Annotated in this window: 17 protein-coding genes; 11 read left to right on the top strand and 6 right to left on the bottom strand. The window is 71.3% G+C overall.

The window, feature by feature from the left end:
* The first annotated feature begins 3 nt into the window (after positions 1 to 3).
* Both rlmN and purU read left to right on the top strand, forming a co-directional pair.
* Entirely contained in the window at positions 4 to 1,224 is a 1,221-nt protein-coding gene (gene rlmN / locus V3C34_RS07970; RefSeq protein ID WP_346008476.1) for a 23S rRNA (adenine(2503)-C(2))-methyltransferase RlmN, read from the top strand.
* Positions 1,221 to 2,096: a formyltetrahydrofolate deformylase gene (purU, locus tag V3C34_RS07975; RefSeq protein ID WP_346008477.1), complete on the top strand. Its 876-nt coding sequence runs from the start codon at positions 1,221 to 1,223 to the stop codon at positions 2,094 to 2,096. Before rlmN ends, purU begins: the two co-directional genes overlap by 4 nt.
* Before the next feature lie 22 nt (positions 2,097 to 2,118).
* Here the strand turns inward: purU and V3C34_RS07980 are convergent, their stop codons facing one another.
* The 3 genes from V3C34_RS07980 to V3C34_RS07990 are packed head-to-tail and all read right to left on the bottom strand — an operon-like array spanning position 2,119 to position 5,132.
* Positions 2,119 to 3,270: a Rossmann fold nucleotide-binding protein gene (locus tag V3C34_RS07980; protein ID WP_346008478.1), complete on the bottom strand. Its 1,152-nt coding sequence runs from the start codon at positions 3,268 to 3,270 to the stop codon at positions 2,119 to 2,121.
* Between the two features lie 15 nt (positions 3,271 to 3,285).
* Positions 3,286 to 4,677 carry an aspartate aminotransferase family protein gene (locus tag V3C34_RS07985; protein ID WP_068325138.1) on the bottom strand — a complete coding sequence of 464 codons (1,392 nt, stop codon included), beginning with the start codon at positions 4,675 to 4,677 and terminating at the stop codon, positions 3,286 to 3,288.
* The gene (locus tag V3C34_RS07990) at positions 4,674 to 5,132 is read right to left on the bottom strand and encodes an Lrp/AsnC family transcriptional regulator (RefSeq protein WP_068325137.1); all 459 of its coding nucleotides are present in this window, start codon (positions 5,130 to 5,132) and stop codon (positions 4,674 to 4,676) included. The genes V3C34_RS07985 and V3C34_RS07990 overlap by 4 nt, the downstream gene beginning before the upstream one ends.
* A gap of 169 nt (positions 5,133 to 5,301) precedes the next feature.
* On the opposite strand from V3C34_RS07990, the gene V3C34_RS07995 reads away from it, so the two are divergent.
* From V3C34_RS07995 to V3C34_RS08020, 6 genes are all read left to right on the top strand, one after another.
* Positions 5,302 to 6,747, top strand: a complete 1,446-nt coding sequence (locus V3C34_RS07995; protein WP_068325136.1) for a gamma-aminobutyraldehyde dehydrogenase — start codon at positions 5,302 to 5,304, stop codon at positions 6,745 to 6,747.
* Positions 6,748 to 6,834: 87 nt separating this feature from the next.
* Entirely contained in the window at positions 6,835 to 8,046 is a 1,212-nt protein-coding gene (locus V3C34_RS08000) for a spermidine/putrescine ABC transporter substrate-binding protein (protein ID WP_346008479.1), read from the top strand.
* Positions 8,046 to 9,218 (top strand): ABC transporter ATP-binding protein, encoded by a 1,173-nt coding sequence (locus tag V3C34_RS08005; protein WP_346008480.1) that lies wholly within the window; start codon positions 8,046 to 8,048, stop codon positions 9,216 to 9,218. Before V3C34_RS08000 ends, V3C34_RS08005 begins: the two co-directional genes overlap by 1 nt.
* On the top strand, positions 9,215 to 10,120 hold the full coding sequence (locus V3C34_RS08010) for an ABC transporter permease (RefSeq protein ID WP_346008481.1): 906 nt from the start codon (positions 9,215 to 9,217) through the stop codon (positions 10,118 to 10,120). The genes V3C34_RS08005 and V3C34_RS08010 overlap by 4 nt, the downstream gene beginning before the upstream one ends.
* A 1-nt stretch (position 10,121) precedes the next feature.
* A complete protein-coding gene (locus V3C34_RS08015) occupies positions 10,122 to 10,937 on the top strand; it encodes an ABC transporter permease (RefSeq protein WP_346008482.1) in 816 nt (271 codons plus the stop codon).
* A gap of 14 nt (positions 10,938 to 10,951) precedes the next feature.
* Positions 10,952 to 12,277, top strand: a complete 1,326-nt coding sequence (locus V3C34_RS08020; protein ID WP_346008483.1) for a saccharopine dehydrogenase family protein — start codon at positions 10,952 to 10,954, stop codon at positions 12,275 to 12,277.
* A gap of 56 nt (positions 12,278 to 12,333) precedes the next feature.
* Here the strand turns inward: V3C34_RS08020 and V3C34_RS08025 are convergent, their stop codons facing one another.
* From V3C34_RS08025 to V3C34_RS08035, 3 genes are all read right to left on the bottom strand, one after another.
* Positions 12,334 to 13,197, bottom strand: coding sequence for a phosphatase PAP2 family protein (locus V3C34_RS08025; RefSeq protein WP_345912457.1), 864 nt, complete (start codon positions 13,195 to 13,197; stop codon positions 12,334 to 12,336).
* 73 nt (positions 13,198 to 13,270) lie between these two features.
* Positions 13,271 to 14,356 carry a threonine aldolase family protein gene (locus tag V3C34_RS08030; RefSeq protein WP_068422345.1) on the bottom strand — a complete coding sequence of 362 codons (1,086 nt, stop codon included), beginning with the start codon at positions 14,354 to 14,356 and terminating at the stop codon, positions 13,271 to 13,273.
* Positions 14,353 to 16,527 (bottom strand): DUF6421 family protein, encoded by a 2,175-nt coding sequence (locus tag V3C34_RS08035; RefSeq protein ID WP_346008484.1) that lies wholly within the window; start codon positions 16,525 to 16,527, stop codon positions 14,353 to 14,355. The genes V3C34_RS08030 and V3C34_RS08035 overlap by 4 nt, the downstream gene beginning before the upstream one ends.
* A 106-nt stretch (positions 16,528 to 16,633) precedes the next feature.
* Here V3C34_RS08035 and V3C34_RS08040 point away from each other — a divergent pair, with 106 nt between their 5' ends.
* Genes V3C34_RS08040 through V3C34_RS08050 form a run of 3 tightly spaced genes read left to right on the top strand, consistent with a single transcriptional unit; the run spans position 16,634 to position 18,915 of the window.
* Positions 16,634 to 18,097 carry an NAD-dependent succinate-semialdehyde dehydrogenase gene (locus V3C34_RS08040; RefSeq protein ID WP_338538391.1) on the top strand — a complete coding sequence of 488 codons (1,464 nt, stop codon included), beginning with the start codon at positions 16,634 to 16,636 and terminating at the stop codon, positions 18,095 to 18,097.
* 18 nt (positions 18,098 to 18,115) lie between these two features.
* Positions 18,116 to 18,559 carry a ribonuclease domain-containing protein gene (locus tag V3C34_RS08045; RefSeq protein ID WP_068422340.1) on the top strand — a complete coding sequence of 148 codons (444 nt, stop codon included), beginning with the start codon at positions 18,116 to 18,118 and terminating at the stop codon, positions 18,557 to 18,559.
* Positions 18,556 to 18,915 (top strand): barstar family protein, encoded by a 360-nt coding sequence (locus V3C34_RS08050; RefSeq protein ID WP_068325126.1) that lies wholly within the window; start codon positions 18,556 to 18,558, stop codon positions 18,913 to 18,915. The genes V3C34_RS08045 and V3C34_RS08050 overlap by 4 nt, the downstream gene beginning before the upstream one ends.
* The last annotated feature ends 41 nt before the right edge of the window (positions 18,916 to 18,956 follow it).

Raw genomic sequence — 18,956 nt, forward strand, 5'->3', positions numbered from 1 at the left:
GTGATGACCGACCTGCCCACGCCCTCGACCACCCGCCCGGTGCCCGGCCAGCTGACGATGACCGCGCCCCGGCGCGGCAAGCCGCCGCGCCACCTCGCCGACCTCGACCTCGCCGGTCGCGTCGAGTGGGCCAAGGAGCTCGGCCTGCCGGGCTTCCGCGCCAAGCAGCTGTCGACGCACTACTTCACCCACCACACCGACGACCCCGAGCAGATGTCGGACCTGCCAAAGGCGGCCCGCGAGGAGCTCGTCACGGCGATGCTCCCGCGCCTGCTCACCCCGGTGCGCACCATCACCGCCGACCGGGGCGCGACGTTGAAGTCCGTGTGGCGCCTGCACGACGGCGCGCTCGTGGAGTCCGTCCTCATGCGCTACCCGCGCCGCGCGACGATCTGCGTCTCCAGCCAGGCCGGCTGCGGCATGAACTGCCCCTTCTGCGCCACCGGCCAGGAGGGCCTGACGCGCAACATGTCGACCGGCGAGATCGTCGACCAGGTCGTCGCCGCCAACCGCCTGCTCGCGCAGGCCGGTGAGCTGGCGCTCGGGGACGACACGGGCGTCGCGCTGGGCGCCGAGGCCGACGACGAAGGGGAGTCCCTCCCTTCGTCGGGGGGCCGGCGCGTCACCAACGTCGTCTTCATGGGCATGGGGGAGGCCCTGGCCAACTACACGGCGGCGATCGGCGCGATCCGCCGCATGGTCGACCCCTCGCCCGAGGGGCTCGGGATGAGCGCGCGGGGGATCACGATGTCCTCCGTCGGGCTCGTGACGGGCATCGACAGGCTCACCGAGGAGGGCATCCCGGTGACCCTCGCGCTGTCGCTCCACGCGCCCGACGACGAGCTGCGCGACGAGCTGGTGCCGATCAACACCCGCTTCAAGGTCGACGAGGCGATCGACGCGGCCCACCGCTACTACCTGAGGACCGGGCGCCGGGTGAGCATCGAGTACGCGCTCATCAAGGACGTCAACGACCAGGCCTGGCGGGCGGACCTGCTCGGCAAGAAGCTCACCCAGCGCGGCAGGGGCTGGGTGCACGTCAACCCGATCCCGCTCAACCCGACCCCCGGCTCGAGGTGGACGGCCTCGCGGCCCGGCGTCGAGCAGCAGTTCGTCGAGCGCCTGCGCGCCCACGGCATCCCGACGACCGTGCGCGACACCCGGGGCAGCGACATCGACGGGGCCTGCGGGCAGCTCGCCGCGGCCACCTCGGGCGCAGCGTGAGCGCGGCCGTCCCGGGCGGCCTCGGCCGCGAGGTCGTCCTGACCCTGAGCGGTCCCGACCGGCGGGGCATCGTCCACGCGGTGACCGGGGCGATGGTGGGCCTGGACCTCAACATCCTCGACAGCCAGCAGTTCGGCGACGACTCGACCGGCGAGTTCCACCTGCGGATGCACCTGCAGGGGCAGGGCCCGATCGACACGGAGCGCCTGGAGGTCGCGCGCGCCCAGCTGGCGGCCGAGCTCGGAGCCGACGTCGAGATCCACGACCCGCACGAGCCGCACCGCCTGCTCATCATGGTGAGCCGCCAGGGCCACGTGCTCAACGACCTGCTCTTCCGGGTGCGCACCGGTCAGCTCAACGTCGTCGTCCCCGCGGTCGTCTCCAACCACGAGGACTTCCGGGCGGAGGTCGAGTGGCACGGCATCCCCTTCCACCACGTCCCGGTGACCGCAGCGACCAAACCGCAGGCCGAGGCCAGGCTCCGCGAGATCATCGCGGCCGAGCGGGTCGAGACCGTGGCGCTGGCGCGCTACATGCAGGTGCTCTCCGAGCGGATGTGCGCGGACTTCCCCGGGCGGGTCATCAACATCCACCACTCGCTGCTGCCCTCGTTCAAGGGCGCGCGTCCCTACTCCCAGGCGCACGACCGCGGCGTCAAGGTCATCGGCGCGACCGCGCACTACGTGACGGCCGACCTCGACGAGGGACCGATCATCGAGCAGGACTTCCGCCGCGTCGACCACCGGATGAGCCCCGCGCAGCTCGCCGCCACCGGCGCGGAGCTCGAGGCGATGGCCTTCGGCCGCGCCCTGCGCTGGCACGTCGAGCGACGGGTGGTCCTGCGCGGACGACGCACGATCGTCTTCGACTGACCCCCGGGGCCGACCCCCTTCGTCAGGCCAGGACGATCGCGGCGGCCTCCTCGGGGGTCGCCACGAGGTGGAGGACGTCGGCGAGCGGGCGCCCCGTGGCCAGGGCCCGCAGGGCCGGCCACACGGGCACGGTCTCGGTCCAGTGCTCGAGACCGACCAGCACGAGTGGGGGCAGGGGGTCGCCCGGCGGCGCGTAGTACAGCGGCGTGCACGCCTGGAAGACCTCCTGCACAGTGCCGGCCGCGCCCGGCAGGACGACGAGGCCGCCGGTGCTCCGCGCGAGCAGCACGTCCTCGCGCAGCGCGTTGGAGAAGTACTTGGCGATGCCTCCGCAGAAGACATTGGGCGGCTCGTGCCCGTAGAACCACGTCGGGATGCCGAAGCTGCGCGCCCCGCCGTCCGCGACGTCGAGGTCCGCCCGCACCGACAGCGCCAGGCTCGCCCAGGCGTCGATCGACGGGCGGAAGGAGGGCACCTGCGCCAGGCGCTCCAGGGCGGCCTCCACGGCCTCGGGCGAGGAGGCGATCGCCCCGAGGTTGGCCGCCTCCATCGCGCCCGGGCCGCCGCCGGTGAGCACCGCCCGGCCGGCGCCCGCGAGGGCCTGGCCGAGTCGGGCCGCGTCGGCGTAGTCGCTGCTGCCGCGCCCGAGGGCGTGCCCGCCCATCACGCCGACGACGTCGAGTCCGTGGAGGGCCTCGACCAGGGCGTCGTTCACCGCGTCGTCGTGCACGGCCCGCAGGAGCGTGGCGTAGGCGTCGTGCTGCGTGCGGGTCTCCCGGCTCCACGCGTACGCCCGGGCGTCGACCGTGCTCGGGTAGCCGTCGACCTCGAGCCCGCCGTACAGGTCGAAGGGGGAGTACAGCCGGGCGCGGAAGGTCTCGACCGGGCACGTCGGGTCGGGCGGGATGATCACCGCGCCGCGGGCGACGAGGCTCTGCGCCAGCGCGTCGGGGACCGTACCGCCGAGGACGACGAGCCCGCGGACGTCGCTGCGGGAGAGCGGCTCGGCGTGCGGCTCCAGGTCGAGGCCCTGCAGCCGCCAGCCGGCGAGCGACCCGCCGGTGGCGGTCAGCCGGCGCAGCTCGTCGGCGTCGTGGACCTCGTGGTAGGTCGGGTCGCTGCGGCGGCGACCGAGCAGGTCGCGCAGGGGGTGCAGCCGGATCTCTCTCGTCACGCGGCCAACCTAGCCTCAGAGGTGGTTCTCGGCCTCCGTCAGCACCGAGCGCAGGCGCGACTCGATCTCGTCGAACTCGGGCTGGCCGATGGTGAGCGGCGGGGCGAGCTGGACCACCGGGTCGCCGCGGTCGTCGGCGCGGCAGTACAGGCCCGCGTCGAAGAGCGCCTTGGACAGGAACCCGCGCAGCATCGACTCGGACTCGGCGGCGTCGAAGGTCTCGCGCGTCGCCTTGTCCTTGACCAGCTCGATCCCGTAGAAGTACCCCTCGCCGCGGACGTCCCCGACGAGGGGGAGGTCGAGCAGCTTCTCCAGCGTGGCGCGGAAGGCGGGGGCATTCGTCTTGACGTGCTCGTTGAGGCCCTCGCGCTCGAAGATGTCGAGGTTGGCCAGCGCCACCGCCGAGCTCACCGGGTGCCCACCGAAGGTGTAGCCGTGGGTGAAGCTCGTCGCCCCCTTCTTGTAGGGCTCGAAGAGGCGGTCGCTCGCGATCATCGCTCCGATGGGGGAGTAGCCGGAGGTCATCCCCTTCGCGCAGGTGATGATGTCGGGGACGTACCCGAAGTCCTGGCACGCGAACATCGAGCCGATCCGGCCGAAGGCGCAGATGACCTCGTCGGAGACGAGCAGGACGTCGTACTCGTCGCAGATCTCGCGGACTCGCTCGAAGTAGCCCGGGGGCGGCGGGAAGCAGCCGCCGGCGTTCTGCACCGGCTCGAGGAAGACGGCCGCGACGGTGTCGGGGCCCTCGAACTCGATGGCCTCGGCGATCCGGTCGGCGGCCCAGCGGCCGAAGGCCTTGGGGTCCTCGCGCAGCTCGTCGGAGGCGCGGTAGATGTTGGTGTTGGGGACCTTGTGGGCCCCGGGGACCAGCGGCTCGAAGTCCTCCTTGAGCGGCGGCAGCCCGGTGATCGACAGGGCGCCGTGCGGGGTGCCGTGGTAGGCGATCGCGCGCGAGATGACCTTGTGCTTCTTCGGTTTGCCGGTGAGCTTGAAGTACTGCTTGGCCAGCTTCCACGCGGACTCGACGGCCTCGCCGCCACCGGTGGTGAAGAAGACGCGGTTGAGGTCGCCGGGGGCGCCCTGGGCGAGCCGCTCGGCGAGCTCGATCGCGGCGGGGTGCGCGTAGGACCAGATGGGGAAGAAGGCGAGCTTCTCCGCCTGCCGCATCGCGGTCTCGGCGAGCTCGGTGCGGCCGTGCCCGACCTGGACGACGAAGAGGCCGGACAGGCCGTCGATGTACTCGCGGCCGGCGTCGTCCCAGATCTTGTGGCCCTCGCCGCGCACAATCGTCGGGATGTGCCCGCCCTGCTCGTAGACGGAGTGGCGGGTGAAGTGCATCCACAGGTGGTCGCGGGCCGCCTGCTGCATGTCGGTGCCGAGGGCGGTGGTGGGCGGTCGGGTCATCTGGTCCCCCAGTTGTAGTGCTGCTTGTTGAGCTTGAGATAGACGAAGGTCTCGGTCGAGCGCACGCCCGGCAGGGTGCGGATGCGCTCGGTGAGCAGGACGAGCAGCTCCTCGTCGTCCTCGCAGACGATCTCGGCGAGGACGTCGAAGCTGCCCGCCGTGGTGACCACGTAGGACACCTCGTGCATGTCCGTCAGGGCGTCGGCGACGGGTCGCAGGTCGCCCTCGACGGTGATCCCGATCATCGCCTGCCGGTGGAAGCCCACCTGGAGCGGATCGGTGACCGCGACGATCTGCATGACCTCTGCGTCGAGCAGACGCTGGACGCGCTGGCGCACGGCGGCCTCGGAGAGACCCACGGAACGCCCGATCGTCGCGTAGGACTGACGGCCGTCCTCCTGCAGGTGCTCGATGATCTGCTTGCTCATCTCGTCGAGCTGGACGGCGGCGGACATGTCGCCATCGTGACGCGATCCAGGACGGATGGCAAGCCGAGAGCGACGAAATCCGTGTCTATGTGAGCCATGGGCTGATGTTTTCCGAATTGATGTCGCCGGGACCTGTCGATATCGACACGACAAGCACTATGGTCGGGGTCACATTCCCGATCGGAAGGACCCTGTCGTGACCCAGCCCCGGACCCTGCGCAACTTCGTCGGTGGCGCGTACGTCGACGCCTCGGGCGACGCGAGCACCGAGCTGGTCAACCCGGCCACCGGCCAGGTCGTCGCCCACGCGCCCGTCTCGACGCAGGCCGATGTCGACGCCGCGTACGCGAGTGCCGAGTCCGCCTTCGCGCGGTGGGGCGAGACGACGCCGGGGGAGCGCCAGACAGCGCTGCTGAAGTTCGCCGACGCCCTCGAGGCGCGCGCCGAGGACCTCATCCGGCTCGAAGGGGAGAACACCGGCAAGCCGCACGCCCTCACCGCCTCCGAGGAGGTGCCCGTGATGTGCGACCAGATCCGCTTCTTCGCCGGTGCCGCCCGGGTGCTCGAGGGGAGGGCCTCGGCCGAGTACATGCAGGGGCACACGAGCTGGATCCGTCGCGAGCCGATCGGTGTCGTCGGCCAGGTCACCCCGTGGAACTACCCGATGATGATGGCCGCGTGGAAGATCGCCCCCGCCCTGGCCGCCGGCAACACGGTCGTCCTCAAGCCGAGCGACACCACGCCCGAGACGACGCTGCTCATGGCCGAGATCGCCGCCGAGTTCCTGCCCGCCGGCACCTTCAACGTCATCACGGGTGACCGCGACACCGGCCGCGCCCTCGTCGAGCACCTGACCCCCGGGCTCGTCGCGATCACCGGCTCGGTCCGCGCGGGCCTCGAGGTCGCCGCCTCCGCGGCCAAGAACCTCAAGCGCGCCCACCTCGAGCTCGGGGGCAAGGCGCCCGTCGTCGTCTTCGACGACGCCGACATCGAGGCCGCGGTCGAGGGCATTGCCACGGCCGGCTACTTCAACGCCGGCCAGGACTGCACCGCCGCGACCCGGGTCCTCGCCGCCCCCGGCATCCACGACGACTTCGTCGCCGCGCTCGCCGAGTACGCCCGCGACAACGCCAAGGTCGGCATGCCCGACGACGACGACGCGCTGCTCGGCCCGGTCAACAACAAGGACCAGCTGGCCAAGGTCGCCGGCTTCATCGACCGGCTGCCCGACCACGCCCACCTCGCGCAGGGCGGCGAGCGGCTGAGCGCGATGGGTGAGGGCTTCTTCTACGCACCGACCGTCGTCTCCGGGCTCCACCAGGACGACGAGGCGATCCAGGACGAGATCTTCGGCCCGGTCATCACGGTCCAGCGGTTCACCGACGAGGACCAGGCCGTCGCCTGGGCCAACGGCGTGGAGTACGGCCTCGCCTCCTCGGTGTGGACCAAGGACTTCGGGCGGGCGATGCGCATGAGCAAGCGCCTGGACTTCGGTTGCGTGTGGATCAACACCCACATCCCGCTCGTCGCCGAGATGCCGCACGGCGGGTTCAAGCACTCGGGCTACGGCAAGGACCTGTCCATGTACGGCTTCGAGGACTACACCCGCATCAAGCACGTCATGGCCAACATCGAGAGCTGACGCTCACCCCCTTCGTCCCTCCTCACGGAAGCGAGGTCCGCGATGGACCCCTTTCGGCAGCCAGCCGATCCCGAAATCGCTGCTCTCGTGCGCGCCGCGCAGGCCTCGGCCCGTGGCCGTCGCCGGCACGGACCGAGCCGGCGGGACGTCCTGGGCCTCGCGGCGCTGGGGATCGGCGGCGGCGCGCTCGCCGCGTGCGCCCCGCCGGAGCCCCCGACCGCGGGCGTGGCCGCGGTCGAGCTCCCGCAGGACCGCTCGGACACCGAGAAGACCGTCGGGTGGGCCAACTGGACGGCCTACCTCGACATGGACGACGCCGGCAAGACGTACCCGACGCTGACCGCCTTCGAGAAGCAGACCGGCATCAAGGTCAGCTACACCGAGGACATCGACGACAACGACACGTACTTCAACAAGATCGCCCCGCAGCTGCGGGCCAAGCAGGACATCAACCGCGACATCTTCACCTTCACCGACTGGATGGCCAACCGGATCATCCGGGAGGGGCTGTGCCAGCCGCTGGAGCTGATCCAGATGGCCAATGCCGGCAACCTGCTCGCCCCGCTGCGCGAGGTCTCCTTCGACCCGGGACGCCAGCACTCGCTCACCTGGCAGTCCGGTTTCGCCGGGATCGGCTACCACAAGAAGAAGGTGGGTCGGGAGCTGAAGTCGCTCGAGGACCTGTGGGCCGACGACCTCAAGGGCCGCATCTCGGTGCTCAGCGAGTTCCGCGACACGCTCGGCCTGATCATGCAGCAGCAGGGGGTCGACCCCTCCGGTGACTTCACCCGGGAGCAGTTCGAGGCCGCGATCGGCGAGCTCGACAAGCGCGTGAACGACGGCTACATCCGCCGGATCAAGGGCAACAGCTACCTCAACGACCTCAAGAGCGGCAACGCCGTCGCGGGCATCGTGTGGTCAGGCGACCTGTTCATCCTGCGCGCCGAGACCGAGGACGAGGACTGGGAGTTCGTCATCCCCGAGAGCGGCGGGATGCTCTGGAGCGACAACCTCATGGTCCCGATCACGAGCCACCACCGCCGCAACGCGCAGCGCGTCATGGACTACTACTACGAGCCGAAGGTGGCCGCCGAGGTCGCCGCCTGGGTCAACTACATCTGCCCCGTGGAGGGTGCCCGCGAGGAGATGGAGAAGATCGACCCGGACCTCGCGGAGTCGCCCTTCATCTTCCCCGGCGAGGACTACATCGCCGAGCACGACATCGTCGGATTCCGGGCGCTCTCGGCCCAGGAGGACGCGGACTACTCGGCCCTGTGGGCGAAGGCGGTGGGCAACTGATGGGCATCTTCTCGCGCACCTCGTCCGGCGGTTTCCGGGAGGCGAAGGGGGACCTGCGCCTGGACGCGGTGACCAAGACCTTCGGGGACTTCACCGCCGTCGACGACCTGCACCTGCAGGTGCCGCAGGGCTCCTTCTTCGCCCTGCTCGGTCCCTCCGGGTGCGGCAAGACGACGACGCTGCGGATGGTCGCGGGTCTCGAGCAGCCGACCGGCGGCCGGGTGCTCATCGGCGACACCGACCTCACCGGTTCGCGCCCCTACGAGCGGCCGGTCAACACCGTCTTCCAGAGCTACGCGCTCTTCCCGCACCTGAGCGTCCGCGACAACGTGGCCTTCGGCCCCAGGCGACGCGGCCTCTCGGACGCGCCGCAGCTCGCCGAGGACGCCCTCGAGCTCGTCCAGATGGGGCACCTGGCGGGGCGTCGCCCCGGGCAGCTCTCCGGTGGTCAGCAGCAACGCGTCGCCCTCGCCCGGGCCATCGTCAACCGGCCGGAGGTGCTGCTGCTCGACGAGCCGCTCGGTGCCCTCGACCTCAAGCTGCGCCGCCAGATGCAGGTGGAGCTCAAGCGGATCCAGACCGAGGTCGGGCTGACCTTCATCCACGTCACCCACGACCAGGAGGAGGCCATGACGATGGCCGACACGGTCGCGGTGATGAACAAGGGGCACATCGAGCAGATGGGCGCTCCCGAGGCCCTGTACGACCTGCCCGGCACGGCCTTCGTCGCCGGCTTCGTCGGCCAGTCCAACCTCGTCCCGGCGACGATCACCGGCAGCGACGGCGACCACCTCGTGGCCGACGCGGCGGGCACGACGGTGCGGGTGCCGCGCTCGCGCGCCGCGGTCACCGAGGGCAAGGTGCTCTTCGGCGTGCGGCCCGAGAAGGTGCGGCTGCACCCCCTTCGTCACGGGGGTACGGGGGGCGAGGTGCGGGCGACGGTGGCCGACGTCTCCTTCACCGGTGTCGCGACGCAGTACCTCGTCACCGTGCCCTCGGGCGGCCAGTGGCAGGTCTACGAGCAGAACCTCGACGTCGAGCCGCAGGCCACCCGCCCGGGCGACGAGGTGTCGATCTCGTGGGACCCGGCGCACGCCTTCGTCGTCGCCGCCGACGGACTCCCCGAGGGAGCGCAGGACAAGGCCTTCGTCGCCACGGGGGAGGCGTCGTGACCACCACCACGGCGACGCGGGGAGTGGAACCCGACCCCGACGTCGTCGTCGCCCGCCGTTCGCAGCGGTACGCCTACCTGCTCCTGCTGCCCGGCATCCTCTGGCTCGTCGTCTTCTTCGTCGTGCCCGTCGTGCAGCTGTTCACCGTCTCGCTGCAGAGCGACTACCCCGGAGCCCCGGGCTACTACTACCGCGACGTCAACGTCGGCAACTACGTCGACGCGCTCACCGAGTTCTGGCCGCACATGGTCCGCTCGCTCGTCTTCGGGGCGCTCGCGACCTTCTTCGCCTTCGTCCTGGCCTACCCGCTCGCCTACGCCATGGCCTTCAAGGCGGGGTCGTGGCGACCGGTCATGCTCATCTGCGTCATCGCCCCCTTCTTCACCTCCTTCATCCTGCGCACGATCGCGTGGCGCCAGATCCTCGCCGACGACGGCATCGTCGCCAACGTGCTCACCACCCTGCACCTGCTGCCGGGCGGACGGATCACCGAGACCTGGGTGGCCGTCGTCGCGGGCCTGACGTACAACTTCCTGCCATTCATGGTCCTGCCGATCTACGCCTCGCTCGAGCGCGCCGACGCCCGGGTCATCGAGGCCGGTGGGGACCTCTACGGCAACGGCCTGACGACCTTCGCGCGGGTGACCCTCCCGATCTCCATGCCGGGCGTGCTCGCGGGGACGCTGCTCACCTTCATCCCCGCCTCCGGCGACTACGTCAACGCCGAGCTCCTCGGGTCCGACCGCAGCACCAAGATGGTCGGCAACGTCATCGAGAGCCAGTTCTTCCGGGTGCCGGGCGGCTACGACACGGCCGCGGCGCTGAGCTTCACGCTCATGGCGATGATCCTCGTGCTCGTCTTCCTCTACGTGCGCCGCTTCGGCACCGAGGAGCTGGTCTGAGATGCGCCCCGTGACCCGCTGGGTCGGCGACCGCTTCGCGATGATCGCGGCGATCCTCGTGCTCTTCTACCTCTTCCTGCCGGTGCTCTACACCTTCATCTTCAGCTTCAACGACTACCGCAAGTCCAACATCACGTGGAACTCCAACGCCGGGCCGACGCTCAAGCACTGGCAGAACCCCTGCGGCGCGCCCGGCATCTGCGACTCGCTCGTCACCTCGCTCCAGGTGGGGCTGCTCGCGACCTTCGTCGCGACCGTCCTGGGGACGATGATCGCCTTCGCCCTCGTGCGGCACCGGTTCCGCGGGAGGTCCGCCGGCAACCTGCTCGTCTTCGTGCCGATGGCCACGCCCGAGATCGTCCTCGGCGCGAGCCTGCTGACGATCTTCGTCCAGGGCTTCTCCCGGATCGGCCTGCAGCTGGGCTTCTGGACGATCGTCATCGCGCACATCATGTTCTGCCTGAGCTTCGTCGTCGTCACCGTGCGCGCGCGCCTGGAGAGCCTCGACCCCCGGATGGAGGAGGCCGCCCAGGACCTCTACGCCGGGACGGCCGGGACCTTCTGGCGGGTGACGCTGCCGCTCGTCATGCCGGGCGTCGTCGGCGCCGCGATGCTCGCCTTCAGCCTGAGCTTCGATGACTTCATCATCACCAACTTCGTCTCGGGCGACACGAGCACCTTCCCCAAGTTCGTCTACGTCAGCTACCTGCGCGGCATCCCCGCACAGGCCAATGTCATCGGCTTCTCACTGTTCGTCATCGCCGTCCTGCTCGTCGTGGTCGGTCAGCGCGTGGTGAGCAGCCGCACCTCGAAGTGAGTCAGGAGAGTCGGATGCGCGTGCTGATGATCGGCGCCGGGGGCGTCGGTGACGCCGCGGCCAAGATCGCCGCCGAGCGGGACTTCTACGAGCTGTGGGTGGTCGCGGACTACTCGCTCGAGCGGGCGCAGGCCAGCGTCGCGGCCGCCGAGGCGCGAAGGGAGGGGCGCCCGGGCCGTCATGGCACCGCAGTCTTCGCCGCCGCCCAGGTGGACGCGTCGGACGCGGCAGCGGTCACCACCCTGGCGCAGCAGCACCGTGCCACCCACGTCTTCAACGCGGTCGACCCGCGCTTCGTCATGCCGATCTTCGAGGGCGCGCTCGCGGCCGGCGCTGACTACCTCGACATGGCGATGTCGCTGTCGACGCCGCACCCGGTGCGGCCGCACGAGCTGCCGGGGGTCAAGCTCGGGGACCTGCAGCTCGCCAGGGCGGGGGAGTGGGAGGCCGCGGGCCGGCTGGCGTTGCTCGGCATCGGTGTGGAGCCGGGGCTGTCCGACGTCTTCGCCCGGTACGCGACCGACGAGCTCTTCGACGAGATCGACGAGCTCGGCACCCGCGACGGGGCCGACCTCGTCGTCCACGACGAGCACGGCAACGAGGTCTTCGCCCCCGGCTTCTCGATGTGGACGATCATCGAGGAGTGCCTCAACCCGCCCGTCGTGTGGGAGAGCGAGCGGGCCGGCGGGGACGTGGAGGCGGGCTTCGCGACGATGCTGCCCTTCGCCGAGCCGGAGGTCTTCGACTTCCCCGAGGGGATCGGTCCGGTCGAGTGCGTGCACGTCGAGCACGAGGAGGTGCTCCTCATGCCGCGGTGGGTCGACGCGCGGCGGGTGACCTTCAAGTACGGGCTCGGCGAGCAGATGATCTCGATGCTGAGGAACCTCCACGAGCTCGGCCTGGACTCGACCGAGCCGGTCGACGTCAAGGGCGTGCGGGTCAGCCCGCGCGACGTGGTCGCTGCCGTGCTGCCGGACCCGGCGACGATCGGTCCGCGGATGGTCGGCCGGACGTGCGCCGGCCTGCTCGTCACCGGCACCAAGGACGGCGCGCCGCGGGCGGTGTACCTCTACCACGTCGCCGACAACGAGGTCTCGATGCGTGAGTACGACGCCCAGGCGGTCGTGTGGCAGACCGCGCTCAACCCGGTCATCGCACTGGAGCTGCTCGGGAGCGGGGTGTGGTCCGGCTCGGGCGCCAAGGGGCCGGAGGCCTTCGACGCCCGCCCCTTCCTGGAGCTGCTCGCCGCGCCGGCGCCGTACGGCTACGGCTCGCCGTGGGGGATGGAGGAGCGCGACCCGGCGGCCCCCAACCGCGCGGGAAGACCTGCATTGCCCTAGGGCAATGCACTCTCTCGACGTCGAGACGCTGCATTGCCCTAGGGCAATGCAGCGTCTCAGTGGAGCTGGAGCTCCCGGTCGGGTCGCGGGCGGGTGTGCTGGGCGCCGGGGATGGGGACCGACCAGGCGGCCGTGAGCGGCCGGATCGAGTGGACCGGGCGGGGCAGCGGCGCGCGCAGCCAGACCGCGGCGGGCACGGGCACGGGCTGGGGGCGTTGGGCCGGCTCGGGCTCGGGGCGCCGGATCTCGTGGCTCCAGCCGAAGGGGAGGCCCCGCCGCGCGAGCGCCCGGTCGCCGTCGACGAGCAGGCGCAGGACGAGCCCGCCGGCGAGCAGACCGGCGACGAGGTCCGTGGGCCAGTGGAACCCGAGGTAGAAGGCGACGATGATCGCGTTGAGCGCGATGAGCCCGACGAGCCAGGTCAGACGGCGCCGCAGACGGTGGTCGGGACCGGCGTAGGTGAGCACCAGGTAGGCGGCCGCCCCGTAGATCAGCACGGCCTCGGCGGCGTGCCCCGAGGGGTAGGCGATGCCGTACCACCCGTGGGCGAGCGGACCCCCCTGCCAGAACCCCCCTTCGCCGGCCGCGGGCGCGGTGCGCCCGAGCAGCACCTTCATCCCCCCGATGCCGACGTAGAACCCGGCCTCTGCCGCCGCGACGACGGCGAGAGGGTGCCACGTGCGGTGGCGCCAGGCGAGACGGATCGCCACTGCCGCGAGGACCGGCAGGCAGACCGCCTGACCGGCGACGGCGTTGGGCACCTTGTCGAGGAAGGTCGCCCAGTTGGGGGTGTAGTGCTTGGCCCAGTAGCCCTGGAACATCTCGTCGTAGGGCTGCAGGGGACCGGCCGCCAGGAGGGTGAACACGACGAGCGCACCGGCGAGAACCGGCGCGCTGGTCAGTCGGGGAAGGCGGGCCACCCTTCAGGTCTAGTCGACGAGGCTGGGTACCGCCTGAATGAACACACCTTTGTGAGGGATCCCACAGGCGGGATCAGCCCAGCTCGGCCCGCACCGCCTCGACGAAACGGTCGACGTCACCCTCCGTCGTGTCCCACGCGCACATCCACCGGACCTGCCCGCTCGCCTCGTCCCAGAAGTAGAACCGGAAGCTCTCCATGAGCCGCTCGCTGGACTCCCGCGGCAGGATCGGGAAGACCGCGTTGGCCTCGACCTCGTGCGGCAGCTCCAGGCCCTCGATGCCCGCGACGCCGTCAGCGAGTCGCCGAGCCATCGCGTTGGCGTGCTCGGCGTTGCGCCGCCACAGGTCACCCTCGAAGAGCGCGAGCAGCTGGGCGGAGACGAAACGCATCTTGCTCGCGAGCTGCATCGACTGCTTGCGCAGGAAGGTGGTGCCGTGGACCCGCTCGGGGGAGAGGACGACGACAGCCTCGGCGAGCATCGCGCCGCACTTGGTCCCGCCGAGGGAGAGGATGTCGACGCCCGCGTCGGTCGTCAGCTCCCGCAGCCCGACGCCGAGCGCGGCCGCTGCGTTGGACAGGCGGGAGCCGTCCAGGTGCAGGACCCAGCCGAGGTCGTGGACGAGGTCGGCGATCGCCCGGATCTCGGCGGGGGTGTAGACCGTCCCGACCTCGGTCGAGTTGGTGATGGAGACGACCCCGACCTGGGCGAAGTGCTCGTCCTCGACCCGGGCTGGGTAGGCGCGGATGAGCTCGGGCGTCAGCTTGCCGTCCGGGGTGTCGATGACGTTGACCTTGAACCCGCCGACCCGCTCGGGGGCGGCGGCCTCGTCGACGTGGATGTGGGCGCTGCTCGTCGTGAGCACCGAGGACCAGCGCGGCGTGCAGGCCTGCAGCGCCAGGACATTGGCCCCCGTGCCGTTGAAGACCGGGAAGACCCCGACCCCGGTCCCGAAGACCTCACCGAGCACCTCGGTGAGCCGTGCGGTGTAGACGTCCTCGCCGTAGGCGACCTGATGTCCGCCGTTGGCCGCGACGAGCGCCGCGAGGACCTCGGGGTGGATGCCGGCGTAGTTGTCGCTGGCGAAGCCCCGGGTCGACGGGTCGTGGAGCGGTGCGAAGGGGGTGGCGGCGCCGGTCTGGGTGCTCGTGTCGGTCACGCGGGGATCCTCTCAACCGCGGCGGCGTCCTCGGCGCGCGGGTCGCGGCTACCGGTGATCCCGCGGGTCGACTCGATGACGGGCGCCAGCTTCTTGCGCAGCGCCTCGTAGAAGACGTTGAGCGGGAACTCGTCCTGCTGGACGAGGTCGGTCAGGCCCCTGGGCGGGCCGTCGAGGGGGAGGTGCTCGGCCCCCTTCGCCCACACCGAGGCGGGGTGCGGCGCGACGTAGCCGGCGATGAAGTCGTGCGCGGCCATCCAGTGCCCGACGCGGGAGCGGTCGATGCCCTCGCGGTAGAGCGTCTCGACCTCGTCGGCGAGGGCGAGCACCGCGGCGGGCACCTGCGACCAGTCGAGGGTCAGCGTGTTGTCCGTCCACCGCAGGACGCCGCGCTTGTGCAGCCAGGCGAAGAGGAGCTGACCGCCGAGGCCGTCGTAGTTGCGCACGCGGTCGCCCGTGACGGGGAAGCGGAAGAGCCGGTCGAAGAGGATCGCCAGCTGGACGGAGCGGGCGTACGGGTGGCCCTGCTCCGCCAGCCGCACGCACTGCCGGAAGGTGCCCAGGTCGCAGCGCAACTCTTCGAGCGCGTACATCCAGAAGGGCATCCGCTGCTTGATCATGAAGGGGTCGAAGGGGAGGTCCCCGTGGCTGTGCGTGCGGTCGTGGATGAGGTCCCACATCGCGAAGGTCGCCTGCGCGACCTCCTGGGAGGCGAGCAGCCGCTCGCCCTCCGGCGGCAGGTCGAGCCCGAGCACCTCGGCCGACGCGGCGCTCACACGACGGAACCGGGCGGCCTCGCGGTCGCAGAAGATCGCGCCCCAGCTGAACTTCGGGACCTCGCGCACCGCGACGGTCTCGGGGAAGAGCACGGCCGAGTTGGTGTCGTAGCCGGGGGTGAAGTCGAGGAAGCGGACCGGCAGGAACATCGGGTTGTCGTAGGTCGCCTCGACGTCGGCGAGCCACTGCGGCCACATGACGTCCAGGAGGACGGCCTCGAAGACGCGGTCGAGGTTGCCGTTCTGCGTGTACATCGGGAAGACGACGAGGTGCTCGGCGCCGTCGACGCGGTGCCGGTCGGGGCGGAAGGCGAGCAGCGAGTCGAGGAAGTCGGGCACGCCGAAGCCGCCGTCGACCCAGCGCTGCAGGTCCACGCGCAGCGCGGCCAGGTAGTCCGCGTCGTGCGGGAACCGCGGCGCCAGCTCGGCGAGCCGCGCGATCATCGCGGCGACGAGCGCGGTGGCGCGCCCGCGATCGGCGTCCTCACGCAGCGACCCGTCCGTGACCTGCATGAGGCGCAGCTCCTCGACCGCTGCCTTGAGCCCGAGCCAGGCCGTGCTCGTGGCCACCGACCCTCCGAGGCTCGGCGCCAGGGCGCCTGGCACCTCGGGGAGCGTGTGGCCGGCCCGGTTCCCCGCCCAGGTCACGACATTGACCCAGAGCTCCTCGTGGTCGAGCTCGCCGATCGAGTCGTCCCCGACGAGGTCGGAGTCGGCGAGGACGACGACGCGCCCCCGCCCGTGCTCGACGGTGACGGCCAGCGGCTGGCCGGCGGGGTGCGCGGTCGCCGAGGTGCGGGCGAGGACCCGGGCGCCGGGGGCGCGGGAGACGTCGATCGTGCCGGCGCGGTAGAAGCACAGCTCGCCGATGCCGGCCATGACGCCCTGCCCGGGACCCGTGCCCATCTCGCCGAGGACCCAGGTCGCGTTGCCGAGGTGGCGGCGGCCGCCGTCGGCGCGTTCGTGCACGAGCGTGGAGACGACCGCCAGGCCGAAGGGGGCGAGCAGCTCGTTCAGGTTGTTGCCGTGGGCGTCGTGGTCGCACTCGGCGAGGACGACGAGGCCGCCCCCCTTCGTCACGTGGTCGGTGACGGCGGAGATCTCGGCGGGGGTGAGGATCGGTGGGAGGTCGCCGGCGACCCGTTCACTGGCGGTGGCTGCGGGGTGGGCGATGACGAGGACGTCGACACCCTCGAGGGCCGCGCCCGTCAGCTCGCCGTGGGCGTGGGCGAGGACCTCGGTGCCGCGCTCGCGCAGGACCGCTGCGGCCCGGGCGAGGCTCGCGTCACCGGGGTTGGCGGGGTTCATCCGGGCGGCGACGTCGGCGTCGAGGGACCACGCGCTGCTGTGCGCCTGGTCGAGCAGGACCCGGGCGAAGGGGGTGGTGGCAGTCATGGCGCTCTCCGGGGGCTAGGACGGGAAGTTCATCGGTACAAGCGTGTCAAAGCCGGAGGATTTTCGCCAGTCGCTCGACGGGGCCGTTGGTCGTAACGTAATGCCCATGGCAGCCGTGACGCAGAAGTCAGCCCTCGAGTACGCCCCCACCCAGCTGTGGATCGCCGGTGCGTGGCGCGACGCCGGCGACGGGGCCACCTTCGCCGTCTCCGACCCCGCCACCGCCGCGACCCTCGTCGAGGTCGCCGACGCGACCGTCGCCGACGGGCGGGCCGCGCTCGACGCCGCCGTGGCCGCGCAGGCCGAGTGGGCTGCGACCGACCCGCGGGTGCGCTCGGAGATCCTGCGCTCGGCCTTCGAGCTGCTCACCGAGCGGGCCGACACCTTCGCCATGCTGATGACCCTCGAGATGGGCAAGCCGTTGGCCGAGGCGCGCGGCGAGGTCACCTACGGGGCCGAGTTCTTCCGGTGGTTCGCCGAGGAGGCCGTGCGCATCCACGGCCGCTACGCCGTCGCGCCCTCGGGCGGAACCCGCCTGATGACGATGAAGCAGCCCGTCGGCCCGGTCTTCGCCATCACCCCGTGGAACTTCCCGCTCGCCATGGGCACGCGCAAGATCGGCCCCGCGATCGCCGCCGGCTGCACGACCGTCGTCAAGCCCGCCCACGAGACGCCGCTCACGATGCTCGCGCTCGCCCGCCTGCTCGACGAGGTCGGCCTGCCCGCCGGCGTGCTCAACGTCGTGCCGACGACCTCCTCCGGCGAGGTGAGCGAGCCGATCATCCGGGACCCGCGCCTGCGCAAGCTGACCTTCACCGGCTCCACCCCGGTCGGCAAGAAGCTCGTCGAGCAGTCCTCCGCGCAGCTCCTGCGCACGTCGATGGAGCTCGGCGGCAACGCCCCCTTCGTCGTCTTCGAGGACGCCGACCTCGAGCGCGCCGTCGAGGGCGCGATGCTCGCCAAGATGCGCAACATCGGCGAGGCGTGCACGGCCGCCAACCGGTTCATCGTCCACGAGTCGGTCGCCGAGGACTTCGCCGCCGCGCTCGCCGACCGGATGGGCGCGCTGACCATGGGCAAGGGCACGACGAAGGGGGTCGACGTCGGCCCGCTCATCACGGAGAAGGCACGCACGGGAGTCGCCGAGCTCGTCGACGACGCGCTCGCGCAGGGCGCCCGCGCCCTCGTCGGGGGCGAGGTCCCCTCCGGCAAGGGCTGGTTCTACCCGCCGACGGTCCTCACCGATGTCCCCGCGGACGCGCGCGTGCTCACCGAGGAGATCTTCGGACCGGTCGCGCCGATCACGACCTTCCGCACCGAGGAGGAGGCGGTCGGCCTGGCCAACTCCACCGAGTACGGCCTCGTCGCGTACGTCTTCACCGAGCACACCGCGCGGACCATTCGGGTGGCCGAGGCGCTGGAGTTCGGCATGGTCGGCATCAACCAGGGCATCGTCTCCAACCCGTCCGCCCCCTTCGGCGGGGTCAAGCACTCCGGCTTCGGGCGCGAAGGGGGCTTCGAGGGCATCGAGGAGTACCTCGAGACCAAGTACGTCGGCCTGGCCCTCTGACATGACCGGCGTCCTGCGATGACCCGGACCTGGCGCACCCGGCTGCAGCTGGTCGGGGGAGTGCTGCTGATCCTGCTCGCGCTGTGGATCGTCGTCCAGGGCGGCGCCGAGGGCACGAAGGGGGCGCCGTCGTCGACCCCGCCGTCGACCCCGGCGGCGACCTCGACCCCCGACTCGGGCCTGGAGACGGTCGCGGAGTCCGCGCTGCCGCCGCAGGGTCGCGAGACGCTGGAGCTGGTCCGCTCAGGCGGGCCCTTCCCGTACGCCCGCGACGGGATCACCTTCTCCAACCGGGAGGGGATCCTCCCGTCGCAGCGCCGTGGCTACTACCGCGAGTACACGGTGCCCACGCCCGACGAGGACGACCGCGGCGCCCGCCGCATCGTCGGCGGCGAGCGGGGCGACCGGTACTACACGGACGACCACTACGACAGCTTCCGCCAGATCGAGGAGGGCCGATGATCCACATCGAGGCCGCGGGGGTCGACGGGCTGCTCGCCCGCGCCGTCGCCGGGACCGACCACGTGCACCTCGTCGACGGGGGAGCCGACCGTGAGGAGATCTACGACCGGTTCGCCGAGAGCCTGCTCTTCCCGGAGCACTTCGGGCGCAACCTCGACGCGCTCATGGACTGCCTGCGCGACGTCGCCGACAGGCACGACCACCCGTGGACGCTCGTGTGGCGACCGGACCACCACGACGCCCCCGACCCGCACCTGGCGACGGAGAGCACCGGCACCGACGCCGGGGTGCTCGCGGTCCTCGCCGACCTCGACGCCGAGTACCCCGACCTGAGCATCGTCGTCGCCGACCGGTGACGAGCTGCACTGCCGCAGAGCAGTGCGGCGAGGACGCCCCA

It is taken from the genome of Janibacter terrae, assembly GCF_039636765.1.
Taxonomy (GTDB): domain Bacteria; phylum Actinomycetota; class Actinomycetes; order Actinomycetales; family Dermatophilaceae; genus Janibacter; species Janibacter terrae.